Below are 14873 nucleotides of genomic sequence, written 5' to 3' on the forward strand. Positions count from 1 at the left end.
ACATAAAAAAGGCCGCCCACGTTGGGCGGCCTTTTTTATGAACCAGGGGCTAGCGCGAATTACTTCACGATGGCCAGTTGGCGGGTCATTGTTTCGTCGCCGTTGCGCACCTGCAGGTGGTAGATGCCGGGAGCCAGGCTGCTCAGGTCGAGGCGGTTGGTGTAGTTGTCGCGGGCAGCGCCGGTATATACCTGCTGGCCGAGGGCGTTGGTGATGCGCACAGCCAGGCTGCCTTTGGCCTGCGCCCCGTGGATTTCGAGGTCGAACAAGCCGGTGGCCGACGGGTTGGGAAACACCGTAACGGCGCGCAGCAGCGCCTCCGATGAAGTGGCCGTCACCACGCTGGCCGTGATGTTGAGGTCGTCGATGTAAAGGTTGCCCTGCTCGGCTGCGCTGAACACGTGGAAGCCCACGTACTGCGTGCCCGCCCCGGGCGTAAACACGGCCACGGCCGGGGTCGAGGTGGCGTTGGCCAGCGCGTAGCTGGTGTTGGTGATGGCCGTGTTGGTGTAGAGCGTGGTGGTTTGGCCGGCCGGGGTGGCGGCAGCGCCCACCTTCACTTCCAGCTTCTCGGTATAGTTGGAGGGGCTGTTTACGATGCCCTCGCCGCGGTAGCGGAAGGCTAGCTGGTAGCGGGTGCTGGCCGCCGTGGTCAGGGCCGGGGTGAAGAACCAGTCGTCGGCCGCCACGCTGTTGTTGATGGCACTGGTGTAGCGCAGGGCATTCACCCCGGCGTAGGGGGCCGTTTTGTTGATGGCCCAGGTAGCCTTGTCGTTGTTGGCATCGAGCACCGTGAGGCCGCAGGGCAGGGTCTGGCCGGTAGCAATATTCTCAAAGCCTTCCGAGTAGGGGAAGGAGGCAATGGTCGTAACGGCCGCGCAGCCCGTGCTGAAGGTGGCCGGCGTGCTGAAGAAGCTGGTGCCGCCGCCCGTGCAGTTGCTGCGCACATACACCTGGTAGGTGGCGCCCGGCGTCAGGCCCGTAATGGTAGCCGGCGAGCCCGTCACCGTTACCGTGGTGCCGCCCGTGGCAGGCTGGAAGCCCACCGGGCCATACACCAGCTGGTAGCTGCCCGTGTTGCTGGCATCGGCGAAGGTCACCGTGGCCGTGGTGGGCGTGGTGGCCGTCACGGTCAGGGCCGTGGGCGTGGCGCAGGTGGGGGCGGGGGCTAGCCCAACCTCAATGCCCAGGCGGCGCGGGTACGACGCGGCCATGTCAACCCAGCCCGTAGCGCCGTCGGCCGAGAAATAGAAGGTAGTGCTGCGCAACGGGTTTTCGCTCTGGGTAGCCAGGCCGATGCCGGTGGTAGCAGCCTCGCGCACGCCCAGGTAAAAGGTGCCCGTAAGCTGAATGTTGGGCAGCGTCACGGTCACGTCGCCCCCGGCAGCGGGGCGGTTTTGGGTAGCCGAGGTATAGAGCACCTTGCCTGGCAGGCTGCCGGTGCCCGAGGCATCATACACCAGCACCTGGTAAGCCGTAGTAGCCCCGGTATTGCCAAACGACACGATGGCATCGGTGAGCGCCGTGGTGGTAGTGCTCGGCAAAATAAACTTGGTGGCAAACACCGTAGAGCCGTTGCCGTAGCCGCTGAAGGCCCCGTCGTAGCCCTTGCTAGGGTCAATTTGGCTCAGGCGCGTAGCCGTAACCAGCTGCGTGGTACTCACCGAGTTGTTGGCGTTGTTGTCATCGTTGGGCACGCTTGCCGTCACGGTGTTGGTACCGGCAGCAAGCGTAGCGGGCAGGTTAGCCAGCGTGAGGTATCCCTGCGCCCCGGCGGCCAGCGAGGCCAGCGTGGCCGTTACCGTGTAGGTATTAGCCCCCGAAATGGTGAGCGTGATAGGAATGTTGGTTTGAGTGGCCGTGCCAAGGTTGGAAATGTAGACCCGCACGGCCTGGGGCAGGGCCGTAGGCGAGGCAATTTTACCCGGCGTGTAGATGCCGCGCAGGGCAATATCATTGGCCAGCGGCGGCGTGGGCGTGAAGCGGAACGTGCGCCCCGCATCGGGCAGGGCCGCCGCGCTGATGTTGAGCGTGTTGAGGTTGTTGGTAGCCACCACGTTGGAGAAGTCGGCAAACGTGGCCGCGCTCCAGGGGGCGTTTTCGCCCTTGGCCACCTGCACCAGCTGCCCGCTGGCAAAGCCGGTACCCTTGAGGCCCGCCTGCGTGAAGCGGTACGAAACGGGGCTGCCCGCCGTGGCCGCGTCGTATACCAGCTCAATCACGTTGGTGCCCTCATACAGCCGCACCTGAAAGCTCAGGTTGGTATACTGCGTGGGCCGCACGTTGGCTTTGTCCTGCACGTTTTTCCACTGAATGGTGCACACCCGCGCGCCTGCCGTGCCCGTGGTGGCCACCCGGTATTCGGTGCCCCCTGCCGCGCCGGCCGTCAGGTCCACGTTGAGCGGGGCAATAATATTGGTGTCGTTGCTCTCAAACGGGTCGAGAATGCTGCTGCCGCTCGTTTCGTCGATAAACATCGCCGCCGTTGAGGGCGCCGTGCTGCCGAGCTTAATAAACCCGTTGGTATTCAGCACAAACTGCGTGTAGGCCGTGCCGCCATAGCTGAAGCTGAAGCCGATAGCCTGCGCCGCCGAGTTGGCATCGTCGGTAGTGGTGGTGGCAATGGCCGTGCCCGCGGTGCCGAGGTCGGTATAGGTAGTAGTAGTATTGGTGGCGTTGAGCACCGAGTAGTTGAGGTTTTGCGCCTGCGCCGCGGCCGCGGCCCCGCTCACCAGCAGAGCCGTGAGGCCCCACTGCCGTAGGCGTGCCCCCCAGTATTGCCCCCGAGTGTAAGGATTCATCATAGAAAAAAAGAAAGTGAAAAAGGAAACGTAGGAATAAGAGCCAGCCAGCTAGCCACTTCTTATAAAGAAATTATGAGTTAAATCTAAACCCAACCAGCTTGCGCCCACAATATGCTACCTTTTCGGCAAACTATTGCCCCGCTAATCAGGATTTGTTCATTTTGCCAGCCCGCGCTTTGCCCCCGAGGTTGGGCCTGATTGCCCGGGGCCCCGACCTTTGGCGCCGATGGCACCTTCCGGAGATACTAATGCATTGCGCATCGGCCTGTTTGGCGCCGGGCGCGTAGCCAGCGCACTGGCCCCGGCCCTGGCGGCGGCCGGGCACCAGCTTGTATTTGTGGCCAGCCGCACGCCCGGCCCGGCCCAGGCCCTGGCGGCCAGCCTGCCCGGCTGCGCGGCCCTGCCGCAGGAGGCCGCCCTGGCCGCCCCGCCCCCGGCCGATGCGTACTTGCTGGCCGTGCCCGATGCGGCCGTGCCCGCCCTGCTGGCCGCCGGCCAGTGGCCGGCCGGGGCCCTGGTAGCCCACGTGGCCGGGGCCCTGCCGCTGGCCGTGTTTGCCGCCCGGCCGCGGGTGCGGGGCGGGGTGCTGTACCCCCTCCAAACGTTCAGCCCCGGCCGGCGCATCGAGTGGCCTAGCGTGCCGCTTTTTGTGGAAGCCGCCGACCCCGCCGCCGAGGCCACGCTGCTAGCCCTGGCGCGCAGCCTGAGCCAGCGGGTGGCGCTGCTGGCCTCGGGCCAGCGGCTGCACCTGCACCTGGGGGCGGTGTGGGCCAGTAACTTCACCAACCATTTGCTGGGCGTGGCCCACGCACTGCTGGCCGAAGCCGGCCTGCCCTTCGAGCTGCTGCACCCACTGGTGCGCGAAACCGTGGACAAGGCCCTGGCTGCGCAGCCCTCGCCCTACGCGGTGCAAACCGGCCCCGCCCTGCGCCACGATGCGCCTACGCTGGCCGCCCACGAGGCGGCGCTAGCCCCGCACCCGGCCTGGCAGGCGCTCTACGCGCAGCTCTCGGCCAGCATCCAGCGTGCAGAAGTGCGAGCGCGGGAGGTGGAATGAGGAAGTGATAATCAGGTAATTCCATCTTCCTCCTTCCGCATTCCCGATTCCTAAAAGGGCTGCCTTAACTTTGTGCCTTGCATCAGGCCCAATGGGCAACCGTATTTTGACTCCCTCGACGATTATTTTTCAGTTTCAGGACGGCCAGCCCGCCCAAACCCACGTGGCCGCCAGCGGCGAGTCGGTGCTCGACGTGGCGCTCAACAACGGCATTCAGCTCCAGCACAACTGCGGCGGGGTGTGCGGCTGCAGCACCTGCCACGTGTACATTGAAAAGGGCGGCGATGAGCTGCCCGAGATTTCTGATAAGGAAGAAGACTTCATCGACCGGGCCATCAACCCGCGCCTCACCTCGCGCCTGGCCTGCCAGTGCGTGCTGCCCAACGAGCGCCTCGAAATCGTGGTTACCATTCCGCCCCAGCACTTTCTGGGCCACTAGGGTAGGTTATGAGTTAAAAGCTATGAGCTATGAGTTGGCTTTGCCGGCTGCTCTGCTCAAACCAGCTAACTCCTAACTTCTGACTTTTACCTCATAACTCCAAAAAACGTGAACCACTACGAGCCGCCCATTCAGTGGGCCGACCACGAAGACGTAGCCATTGCCCTCTACGAAAAGTTTGGCGATGACTTTACGGAAGCCAAAATTTACCGCATCCGCTTTACCGAACTGATAGAGTGGGTGCTGGGCCTGCCCAACTTTGAGGGCACCCGCGAGCAGGCCAACGAAGGCCACCTGGAGCAGATTCAGGCCAAGTGGGTGTACGAGTGGCGCGACCACCAATAAGCTAGCTTAAACCCGGCCGCTGGGCCTGCGTATGACAACGCCGGCCCGGCTAGCTCTGCCAGGAGATGGGCAGGCCGGCAGTGATTTTCTCTTTTTTGCCGATTACATGAAAACCGGGACCGTAAAATTTTTTAACGAGGCCAAAGGCTTCGGCTTTATCACCGACGACACCACGAAGGAGGACTTCTTCGTGCACATTACCGGCCTCAACGGCGGGCAGATTCAGCAAAACGACCGCGTGGAGTTTGAAACCCAGGAAGGCCGCAAGGGCGTGAATGCCGTGAACGTGCGCCGCGTGTGAGGCCCTGGCCTTGTGCCCCTGGCGCACTTAATAACGCCCCTGCCGGCTGCGCCGGCGGGGGCGTTTTGCGTGGGGGCGGCTGGCCCGGGCCGTACCTTGTGGCCCCACTACCCTTTCTTATGGCTACCACCCCGCCGCCCGCGCCCACTTCGGAGCCCTCCTTGCCGGGCGGGGGCGAGGAACTGCTGCCCGGCCCCGGGCAGGCCGGCCGCCTGGCGCGGGCGCTGCCGGGCCTGGTGCGCTGGCCCAACCTGGCCATTATGCTGCTGAGCCTGGTGCTAGTGCGGGTGCTGCTGCTGCCCGGCCAGCCGCTGGGGGCGGTGCTGCTGGCGCCGCGCTTCGGGCTGCTGGTGCTGGCGGCGCTGCTGGTGGCGGCGGCCGGCTACATCATCAACGATTATTACGATGTCAAGATTGACGCCATCAACCGGCCCGGCCGCCTGGTGGTGGGGCGGGTGCTGCGGCGGCGCCACGCCATGCTGGCCCACGTGCTGCTGAGTGGGCTGGGAGTGCTGCTGGCCATGGCGCTGTCGTGCCCGCTGGGCTTCGTTACGATGGGGGCGGCGGCGCTGCTGTGGGGCTACTCGGCCCGGTTTAAGCGGGTGGCGCTGGTGGGCAACGTGAGCATTGGCGCGCTTACGGCGGCGCTGGTGCTGCTGCCCGAGCTGCAGCTGCTAACCGGCCGCCAGGCCGTGTGGCTTTATGCGCTGGCCGCCTTCCTGCTCACCGTGGTGCGCGAAATAGTGAAAGACCTGGAAGACATGCGCGGCGATGCCCAGCATGGCTGCCGCACCCTGCCGCTGGTGTGGGGCGTGGCGCGCAGCAAGTGGGTAGCGGGCTTTTTTCTGGGCTGCCTGGGGCTGCTGGTGCTGGGGGCAGCCGGGCAGCTGCTGGCCTGGGGCCGCTGGCCGCTGGCGGCGTGGCTGCTAGGGCTGGTGCTGCTGCCGCTGCTGGAGCTGGCCCGCCGCCTGGCCCGGGCCGACCGCCGCCGGCACTTCCGCCAGCTCAGTGCCTGGTGCAAGGGCATTATGCTGGCGGGCATTCTGAGTATGCTGCTGGTGTGATGGGCTGGCCGCCAAGGTTTTGCTAGGGCCAGGGGCAGCCGGGGCGGCCGGCTGCTCCTGAGGGGTACCCCGGGGGCTGGGCCGGGCACATTCTGGAGGAAAGATGAAGCGATAACACGCTGCCAGGCCAACCGCTGGGGGGTAAAATCCGTTGAGGTGTCCAACACGCTTTCCTTTTTTTTATTCTATGCGCTTTTTTCCGCTTTTAGTGGGGTTATTGGGTTGTGCTAGCATTGGCTTTGGCCAAGGCCTGCCGGCTGGTCAGGCCCGGGCTACCAAGCCTCCTAAACGAATTACGATTTTGCCCGTGCCGGTGCTGTTTTATCAGCAGGAAACGGGCGCCGGCTATGGCATCGGCGGCCTGCTGAGCGGCCGCCTCGGTACCGACACGCTCACCCGCGCCTCCAATGCCCGGGTGCAGTTCTGGACCACCCAGAAAAGCCAGTCGCTGGTGCAGTTTGTGCATACCATCTACTCGCCGGGTGAGAAGTATTACCTGAACGGCGAAATCAGCTCCTACAAAAACCGGCTCTACTACTTCGGCATCGGCAACGACGCGCCGGCGGTGCAAAACAGCAACCGCTCCTTCCTCGACTTTCAGCTGTTTATTATCAACCAGCGCGTTCAGAAAAGCATTGCCAAAAACCAGTTCCTGGGTTTGCAATACCGGCTGTCGCGCGTGTATAACCTGAGCCAGGCCCAGGGGCGGATAAACGACGACGGCGATGCCATTTCGCCGGTGAGCACGAATCCGAATACCCAAAACTACTTCAATCAAGACCCGCGCCTCGACCAGCGCCAACGGCTCAATTTCAGCCTTTCCGGTATAGGCCCGGTCTACACGCTCGACAGCCGCGACGTGGCCCTGGCCGCCTCCAGGGGCAATCTGCTCGACTTGCAGGTGATGTTCAACGGGGGCTTTGTGGGCTCCGACTACAATTTTGTGCGCTACCAGATTGATGCCCGCCACTACCAGCGCATCTTTAGCGACAAAACCATTCTGGCGCTGCAATTTCTGGGGCAGTTTCACTCGGGCAATGTGCCGTGGTACGGGCTAGCCGGCATTGGCGCTAACCTGGGCGGTACCCTGTATGACAACGCCAACCTGATGCGCGGCATCTACGAGCAGCGCTACCGCGACCGCCAGATGGTGTCGGCCCAGGCCGAGCTGCGCCAGCACTTGTTCTGGCGCATCGACGGGGCGGCCTTTCTGGGCGCCGGCCAGGTGGGCTACGACCTCAAGGACTACAGCTTTGGCGGTATTCACACGGCCGGCGGCGTGGGTGCCCGCTTCAACTTCATCCGGCGCGACCGGGTTAACCTGCGCTTCGACTACGCCTTTGGCACCGACCCGGGCTTCTACTTCGCCATTGGCGAGGCGTTCTAATACCGCAGCTAGCCCTGGCGGCGGCTGTTTTGGCAAGGCTGCCCTACCGAACAGGTGGGGCAGCCTTCTTTTTTAACTAAAAGAATTAGCTAAGCTTTAAATAGCGTAAAAATCTGTTTTAAAAGATTTTATGGTTATTCATAGCTCTGGACAAGATGAAAAAAGAGGGAAGAAATAAAAATTAAATCGGCATTTCCTATCCTTCGCGGGGCCGGGGCGTACATAGGTTTCCTTATGGACCAACTAGCCCAGCCGGCCCGCTTCCACGCCACGCGCGAAGCCACGGCCACTGCCCACCCGGCCCTCCTTTCCCAGCCCCCTACCGAAGAGCAGCTGCTACGCCTGGCCGAGCGCACGCTGCACCGGCAGCTACCGCCCCCGCTGGCTGCGCTGCAAGCCTGCGTCATTATTCCGGCCAAGGATGAGGCAACCACGCTGCCCGCCACGCTAGCCGCCCTGGCCGCCCAAACTACGCTGGCGGGCCAGGCCCTGCCGGCGGGCATGATGGAGGTGATTGTGCTGGCCAACAATTGCCTCGACCGCACGGCCGCCGCCGTGCGCCAGGCGGGCCGCCGCCACCCCAACCTGATAGTGCACGTGGCCGAGGTGCTGCTGCCGCGCCCGCAGGCTCACGTGGGCCGCGCCCGCCGCCTGCTGCTCGACGAGGCTGCCCTGCGCCTCGAAAGCACCATCGGGCCCACCGGCGTGCTCCTCAGCACCGATGCTGACACGCTGGTGGCGTCGACCTGGCTGGCCGCCACGCTGCGCGAGCTGGAAGAAGGCGCCGAGGCCGTGGGTGGGCGCATCCTCACCCAAACGCCCGCCGCCATGGAGCCCTGCCCCGTGCGGCGCATTCAGCTGCGCGACGCGGCCTACCGCGTGCTGCTGCGCCAGCTGGAGGATAAAATTGACCCCTGCACCGCCGACCGCTGGCCCTGCCACCACCAGCACTACGGGGCTAGCCTGGCCCTTACGGTGCGCGCCTACCGGCAGGTGGGCGGCCTGCCCGTGGTGCCTTTTCTGGAAGATGAGCAGCTGTGGCAGCTGCTGTTGCAGCACGACCTGCCGGTGCGCCACAGCCCGCACGTGCAGGTGTATACCTCGGCCCGCCGCTGCGGGCGCGTGGAGGTAGGCCTGTCGTGGCAATTGCGCGAGTGGGAAAACCTCACCGGGCAGCAGCGCGAGCCCCTGGTGCCCTGCCCCCACGAGCTGGTGCGGGTGTGGCGGGCCCGCCGCCGCCTGCGCGCTTGGTGGCAGGCTGGCCTGCACACGGGGGGGGCCGAGCTGGCCCGGCTGGCCCGCGCCGTAGAAGTGCCCGTGGGCGACCTGCTGCGGCAGGCGCGGCAGGCTACCACGTTTGGCCAGCTGTGGCACTGGGTAGAAGCCACGCGCGGCGCAGTGCTGCCAGTGCCGCTCAATGGTGCCCTGCGCGACCTGCGCACCTACCTGCGCGAAGGCGTAGAGGGCTGCTAAGGGCTAGGCCTTCTCAAATAAGTCGAGCCGGTATTTCTCGGCGCGGTGGCCGTGCAGGTGCTTCAATTGGCCGGCGGGGCCAGCTTTTTGAAGGAAAAACTCATGTACCTCGTCGCCCGTCTGCGGGTAGTCGGGCACCACGGGCGTCCAGTGCACTAGCAATAGCTCGGCGCCCGTGGGCAGGGCGGCTAGCATCAGGTCGGCGGCGCGGGCCAGGTCGGCGGGTGCCCAGTAGTACCCTACTTCCGACAGCAAAATCAAGTCAAACTGCTCGCTGGGAAACTCGGCGGGTACCTGCATTTTGCGCAGCTCTACCTGCGGCAGGCTGGCGCAACGCTCGCGAGCCTGGGCCAGGGCGGCTTCGCTCACATCTACGCTCAGCAGCCGGCCGCAGCGCTGGGCCAGCTGCGCCGTGAGCACCCCAATAGAGCAGCCAATCTCGAAGGTGCGCTCGTAGCGCGGCCGGTCGAGGGCGGCGAGGGTATCGGCGTATTTCTGGCGCTCGTAGGGGCTGCTGGCAAAGGCCCAGGGGTCGGTGCTGGCGCGGTAAACGTCGTCGAAATAGTTGGGGTCCAGGGTGTTGGGTTGGTTGGTATTCATGGCGCGGAAGCTTCGATAAAGGCCTCGGTAGGCTGGGCAAAATGCGCCAGCATATCGGCGGAAAGCAAAAATCCGCTCGGGTCGTCGGTGATGGTGCCGGGGGCTAGCTGTGAGCGGTGCGCCGCAATGGCCCGCTGCTTTTGGGGCAGCACCGCTGCTATATCGAGGCGAAAGCCGGTGGCCTCGCCGGGCTGGGGCAAGTCGGCGGGGGCGGCGCGCTCCCAGGCCCACACCACGTATTCGAGGCGGCGGGGCGGCTGGGGCAGCCGGGACAGCGCGGCGGCCGTGAGCTGGCTGGTGGCGCGGTGGTCGGGGTGCGGGTCGCGCCGCCAGGGCGTCAGCACCGTTGCCGCCCGCTGCTGAACTAGGAAATCAGCCAGCCGGCTGGCCGCCTTTTCGAAGGCCGGGCCCTCGCTAGGCACCTGGCTATCGGGCAGGCCCAAGTACAGCACGTTGTTTTCGTCAACCCCGAGCACGGCTAGGGCATGGCGCAGCTCAGCATATCGGAGTTCGCGGCGGGCGGCAGGCGAGAACTCCTGCGAGTGGGGATGCGACATGGTGCCGTCGCTCACGAGCACGGCGGCTACTTCCTGCCCGGCTTGGCGCAGCAGGGCCAGCAAGCCCCCGCAGCCCAGCGCCTCGTCGTCGGGATGCGGAATAACGATGACTGTGCGGCCTAGCGCGGCTGCGTAGCCGGCCGGCCGCAGGGGGTAAGAATCAAAAGGCAACGCAGACATGCAGTAAGTATAGGGTGAAAGGGAACTAGCGCCGGGGCCCGCTCCTTGTTGCTTGTGGCCAGCCTCACGGACGCGCCCTAGGGGCTAAGGCTGCGCGCAGCCTAAAAAAGCTGATACGCCGGCTTGTCCGAAGCCAGGGCAAAACGGCCGGCGTCGGCCACCGTGGCATCGGGAGCGGGCTGGCGCAGGTAGTGGGTAAGGTCGCGGTGCAGGCGCTCGAATGGCTCGGGCTGCAGCAGGCCCCGGGCCCCCACACTACGCTCGGCTAGGCGCAGGGTTTGCAGGCAAATGTCTTCGGTAGTGGCGCGCAGGGTATTTACGTAGGCCGCCAAGGCTTCGAGGCGCGGCGGCGGCAGCTCGGTGGGGGTAGGGGGCAGGGCGGCGTGCTCGGCGGCCCCGCGCAGCCAGCGCTGGCCGGTTTCGTGCAGGGCCAGCATTTCGCCCAGGCGCTGGCGCTGGTAGGGGTCGTCGGTGCGGCCCAGGCGGCGCAAAAATCGCCGGGTTTCATCAAACACGGCGGCGGCCCCGCCTAGCTGCACCGCCGCGAAGCGCGCCGCGCCGCCCCCAAACCACGGGGCGCGGTAGTAGTCGTTGGGCTGGCCCACCAGGTCATCGGGGCCAACCTGGATGCCCGTAAAGTCGGCCTGAAAGCTGGCCGTGGCCCGCATCCCCAGCGGCCGCCAGAAGCTGCGGTCGAGCACCGGCGGCTGCTCATCGGCGCGCAGCAGCACCAGCTGCCAGCCGGTGGGCGCCACCGCCGGGCTAGCCACGGGCAAAGGCCCCTGGTCGAGGCGCCGCACGGGCGCTGGGGCCGGCCGCAACGCCCCGGTAAGCACCGGCCGCGTAATGTGCCCCGCACCCGAGGCAAAGGTTTTAGCTCCGCGCAAACGGTAGCGGCCCGGTGCCCCGGGCACCGGCTCCAGCTGCACCCCATTGGCCGGGTTTTCGGTGTTCCACACGCCAAAAATGTGGCCGGCGCGGGCATCGGCCGCCGCGCGGGCCAATTGGGCGGGGCTGCCAAAGCAGCGAATAAGCAGCAGCGCATTCACGTGGCCTTCCCAGAGCCGGCCCACGGCCAGATTGCCGCGCCCCACGTGGTAGAGCGCCTGGTAGAGCAGCAGCGTGGCCGCGGGCTCGCCCAGGCCCGCGCCGCCCAGGCTGGTGGGCAGCACGGCCGTGAGCAGGCCGGCTTCGTGCAGCCAGCGCATTTCCTGGGTCGGAAAGCCACCTACCTCGTCGGTGGCCGCGGCCTGGGCCAGCAGGCGCGGGGCTAGCTGCGCCGCCGCGGCCGCGCAGCTAGCGGGGGTTGCAGGCAACGAGGACAGGGTGGGCGTTTCGGCAGCCGCCGGGGCGGCGGGCCGGGTGGTGGGCGAGAAATCAATCATCAAAAGCAGCGGCAGCGGACGCAAACGGTTAGTATAGCATAACTCCAAACTTCACAATTGAGTTGCCGCCGGCCATACCGGGCCGCCGCGCAGCTTTTTTGCAAAAGGCCCGGCTAGCCCCGGCTGGTGGGCCTACCTTTGCAGCGCCAAACCCTTACCGCGGTTGGCCGGGTAGGGGCGAGGCAGCTTTTGCACTCCGCACAGCATCGAACCCCCTAAATTTTCCCTGCCAATGTCCGCCGCTCGCCCCATTCGCGCCGCCCTGCTCTCCGTGTACCACAAAGACCGGCTAGCCCCGCTGGTAGCCACTTTGCGCCGCCTCGGCGTGCAGCTCTACTCTACGGGTGGCACCCAGCAGTTTCTCGAAGAGCAAGGCGCCGAGGTAACCGCCGTGGAAGACCTTACGGGCTTCCCCGAAGTATTCGGCGGTCGCGTTAAAACGCTGCACCCCAAGGTATTCGGTGGCATTCTGCACCGCCGCCACGAAGCCGGCGACCTGGCCCAGGCCGAGCAGCACGGCATCCCGCCCATTGATTTGGTAGTGGTCGATTTGTACCCGTTTGAGGAAACCGTGGCTAGCGGCGCGCCCGAGCAGGACGTGATTGAGAAAATTGACATCGGCGGCATTGCCCTGCTGCGCGCCGCCGCCAAAAACTACCGCGATGTACTTGTGGTAAGCTCGCGCGACCAGTACGAGGCCGTCACCAAGCTGCTCGATGATACCAGCGGCAGCCCCAGCCTCGACGACCGCCGCCACTACGCCGCCGCCGCCTTCGCCACCACCAGCCACTACGATACCGAGATTTTCAAGTACGTGAGCCAGGGTACGGGCCTCGCCGCCCCGGCTAGCCCCCAAGGCCCCACCACGCCGCTGCGCTACGGCGAAAACCCGCACCAGGCCGGCGCTTTCCACGGCGACCTCACGGCGCTGTTCGACCAGCTGCACGGCAAGCAGCTGAGCTACAACAACCTTGTGGATGTGGACGCCGCCGTGCAGCTCATGCGCGAGTTTGCGGGCGGCCCGCCCGCCGTGGCCATCCTCAAGCACACCAACGCCTGCGGCGTGGCCCAGGCCGCTAGCCTCCACGACGCCTACGTGCACGCCCTGGCCTGCGACCCGGTGTCGGCCTTCGGGGGCGTTATCATCGTGAACCAGGAAGTGGACCTGGCCACGACGCAGGAGCTGAACAAGCTGTTCTTTGAAGTGCTCATTGCGCCTGGCTTCGCGGCCGAGGCGCTGCCGGTGCTGCAAAGCAAGAAGAACCGCATTTTGCTGAAGCAGAAGCCGGTTGAGTTTCCGACCAAGCTTATCAAGACCCTGCTCAACGGCATTATTGAGCAGGACGCTGATTTGCAGATTGAGACAGCGCCCGATTTCCGCACCGTTACGGAGTCGGCCCCGACCAGCGACGAGGTAGCGGCCCTGGAGTTTGCCAACAAAATCTGCAAGCATACCAAGAGCAATACCATTGTGCTGGCCCGCCCCGGCCAGCTGCTAGCCTCGGGCGTGGGCCAAACCTCGCGCGTGGATGCCCTGCGCCAAGCCATCGAAAAAGCCGCCAGCTTCGGCTTCGACCTGCACGGCGCCGTGATGGCCTCCGACGCCTTCTTCCCCTTCCCCGACTGCGTCGAGATTGCCGCCGCCGCCGGCGTGCGCGCCGTGGTGCAACCCGGCGGCTCCATCAAAGACCAGGACTCGATTGACGCCTGCAACCGGCTCGGTATGGCGATGGTGCTCACGGGGGTGCGCCACTTCAAGCATTAAGGCTAGGCTGCATTTAAAACAACCCACGCAAGCGGTTGAGAAAGCTGTTGATAATGGAGTTGGTCATGCAGCGCGCAGCGAAGCATCTCGCGTGGTGCAGTAAGCTCTAACGTTTGCAGACGTCAGCACGCGAGATGCTTTGCTACGCGCTGCATGACCAACCTTCTTTAGCGCCTTCTCAAAGAAGGTTTATAAAAAAGGCACCAACAGCCAGCTTGGCTGCCGGTGCCTTTTTCCTTTTCCTACCGAGCGAAAACGCTGGCCAGGCATACTGTGGCCGCCCCTGAGGCGGGGTGCGAAACTGTATTGAGCCGCTGGATTTCAAATGCGGCTTAGTTCTATTGTACCTTTGTTTCTTGCTACCGCTTCCTATTCCTGGCTAAGCTATTTAAATGGGGTTCTTCAATTTTCTGACCAGCGACATTGCCATTGACCTGGGCACTGCCAATACGCTAATCATTCACAATGACAAGATTGTGGTGGACGAGCCGAGCATCATTGCCAAGGACCGCACCACCAATAAAGTCATCGCTGTCGGCAGCAAGGCCCAGCAGATGCACGAGAAGACGCACGATAATATTAAGACCATTCGGCCGCTCAAGGACGGCGTAATTGCCGACTTCCACGCCGCCGAGGAAATGATAAAGGGCCTCATCCGGCTCATCGACACCCGCAACCGGCTGTTTCAGCCCTCGCACCGCATGGTTATCTGCATTCCGAGCGGCATTACGGAGGTAGAGAAGCGCGCCGTGCGCGACTCGGCCGAGCACGCCGGCGCCAAGGAAGTATGGATGATTCAGGAGCCGATGGCCGCCGCCATTGGCATCGGCATCGACGTGGAGCAGCCCGTGGGCTCGATGATAATCGACATTGGGGGCGGCACTACCGAGATTGCGGTTATCGCCCTCTCGGGCATCGTGTGCGACCAGTCAATTAAGACGGCCGGCGACGTATTCAACCAGGACATTCTGGACTACATGCGCCGGCAGCACAACCTGCTCATCGGCGAGCGCTCGGCCGAGCGCATCAAAATCGAGGTGGGCGCGGCCCTCACCGAACTCGACGTGACGCCGCCCGACTACGAGGTGCGCGGCCGCGACCTGATGACGGGCATCCCGAAAGTTATCAAGGTAACCTCGTCGGAAATTGCCATCGCCCTCGATAAGTCGGTGGCCAAAATCGAGGAAGCTGTGCTGAAGGCGCTGGAAATCAGCCCGCCCGAGCTGTCGGCCGACATCTACGAGAACGGCATTCACCTCACCGGCGGTGGGGCGCTGCTGCGCGGCCTCGACAAGCGCCTGGCCGCCAAAACCAAGCTGCCCATCCACATTGCCGAAGACCCGCTGCGCGCCGTGGTGCGCGGCACCGGCAAGGCCATTAAAGACATTCAGGGCTTCCGGGGAGTTCTTTTAACCTGATCATCTGTCATGCTGACGAAGGAAGCATCTTGCCAGGGTAGAATTAGGAAGTCAAGCTAGTTCTACCCTGGCAAGATGCTTCCTTCGTCAGCATGACA

13 protein-coding genes are annotated in these 14873 nt (G+C 64.6%); 9 read left to right on the forward strand and 4 right to left on the reverse strand.

Going from position 1 to position 14873, the window contains the following annotated elements; genetic code table 11:
• Positions 1-59 precede the first annotated feature (59 nt).
• The gene (locus Q5H89_RS07925) at positions 60-2801 is read right to left on the reverse strand and encodes a T9SS type A sorting domain-containing protein (protein ID WP_305018751.1); all 2742 of its coding nucleotides are present in this window, start codon (positions 2799-2801) and stop codon (positions 60-62) included.
• A gap of 229 nt (positions 2802-3030) precedes the next feature.
• Between Q5H89_RS07925 and Q5H89_RS07930 the strand changes: the two genes are divergently transcribed.
• The 7 genes from Q5H89_RS07930 to Q5H89_RS07960 all read left to right on the forward strand — a co-directional run bounded on the left by Q5H89_RS07930 (position 3031) and on the right by Q5H89_RS07960 (position 8870).
• On the forward strand, positions 3031-3861 hold the full coding sequence (locus Q5H89_RS07930; RefSeq protein ID WP_305018752.1) for a Rossmann-like and DUF2520 domain-containing protein: 831 nt from the start codon (positions 3031-3033) through the stop codon (positions 3859-3861).
• Between the two features lie 91 nt (positions 3862-3952).
• Positions 3953-4300: a 2Fe-2S iron-sulfur cluster-binding protein gene (locus tag Q5H89_RS07935; RefSeq protein ID WP_305018753.1), complete on the forward strand. Its 348-nt coding sequence runs from the start codon at positions 3953-3955 to the stop codon at positions 4298-4300.
• A gap of 108 nt (positions 4301-4408) precedes the next feature.
• Positions 4409-4645, forward strand: a complete 237-nt coding sequence (iscX, locus tag Q5H89_RS07940; protein WP_305018754.1) for a Fe-S cluster assembly protein IscX — start codon at positions 4409-4411, stop codon at positions 4643-4645.
• Positions 4646-4751: 106 nt separating this feature from the next.
• Positions 4752-4946, forward strand: coding sequence for a cold-shock protein (locus tag Q5H89_RS07945; protein WP_223651647.1), 195 nt, complete (start codon positions 4752-4754; stop codon positions 4944-4946).
• A gap of 119 nt (positions 4947-5065) precedes the next feature.
• Complete coding sequence (locus Q5H89_RS07950; protein ID WP_305018755.1) at positions 5066-6010, forward strand: geranylgeranylglycerol-phosphate geranylgeranyltransferase; 945 nt, start codon at positions 5066-5068, stop codon at positions 6008-6010.
• 187 nt (positions 6011-6197) lie between these two features.
• Positions 6198-7397 (forward strand): BamA/TamA family outer membrane protein, encoded by a 1200-nt coding sequence (locus tag Q5H89_RS07955; RefSeq protein ID WP_305018756.1) that lies wholly within the window; start codon positions 6198-6200, stop codon positions 7395-7397.
• Positions 7398-7631: 234 nt separating this feature from the next.
• Complete coding sequence (locus Q5H89_RS07960; protein WP_305018757.1) at positions 7632-8870, forward strand: glycosyltransferase; 1239 nt, start codon at positions 7632-7634, stop codon at positions 8868-8870.
• A gap of 3 nt (positions 8871-8873) precedes the next feature.
• Here Q5H89_RS07960 and Q5H89_RS07965 read toward each other — a convergent pair whose 3' ends face one another.
• The 3 genes from Q5H89_RS07965 to Q5H89_RS07975 all read right to left on the reverse strand — a co-directional run bounded on the left by Q5H89_RS07965 (position 8874) and on the right by Q5H89_RS07975 (position 11616).
• A complete protein-coding gene (locus Q5H89_RS07965; protein ID WP_305018758.1) occupies positions 8874-9470 on the reverse strand; it encodes a class I SAM-dependent DNA methyltransferase in 597 nt (198 codons plus the stop codon).
• Positions 9467-10207, reverse strand: a complete 741-nt coding sequence (locus tag Q5H89_RS07970) for a PIG-L deacetylase family protein (RefSeq protein WP_305018759.1) — start codon at positions 10205-10207, stop codon at positions 9467-9469. Before Q5H89_RS07970 ends, Q5H89_RS07965 begins: the two co-directional genes overlap by 4 nt.
• Before the next feature lie 101 nt (positions 10208-10308).
• Positions 10309-11616, reverse strand: coding sequence for an acyl-CoA dehydrogenase family protein (locus Q5H89_RS07975; RefSeq protein WP_305018760.1), 1308 nt, complete (start codon positions 11614-11616; stop codon positions 10309-10311).
• A 208-nt stretch (positions 11617-11824) separates the two neighbouring features.
• Here Q5H89_RS07975 and purH point away from each other — a divergent pair, with 208 nt between their 5' ends.
• Together purH and Q5H89_RS07985 are read left to right on the forward strand one after the other, a co-directional pair.
• On the forward strand, positions 11825-13357 hold the full coding sequence (gene purH, locus Q5H89_RS07980) for a bifunctional phosphoribosylaminoimidazolecarboxamide formyltransferase/IMP cyclohydrolase (protein WP_305018761.1): 1533 nt from the start codon (positions 11825-11827) through the stop codon (positions 13355-13357).
• A 392-nt stretch (positions 13358-13749) separates the two neighbouring features.
• Positions 13750-14775 carry a rod shape-determining protein gene (locus Q5H89_RS07985; protein WP_305018762.1) on the forward strand — a complete coding sequence of 342 codons (1026 nt, stop codon included), beginning with the start codon at positions 13750-13752 and terminating at the stop codon, positions 14773-14775.
• The last annotated feature ends 98 nt before the right edge of the window (positions 14776-14873 follow it).

It is taken from the genome of Hymenobacter cheonanensis, from assembly GCF_030581075.1.
Taxonomy (GTDB): Bacteria; Bacteroidota; Bacteroidia; order Cytophagales; family Hymenobacteraceae; genus Hymenobacter.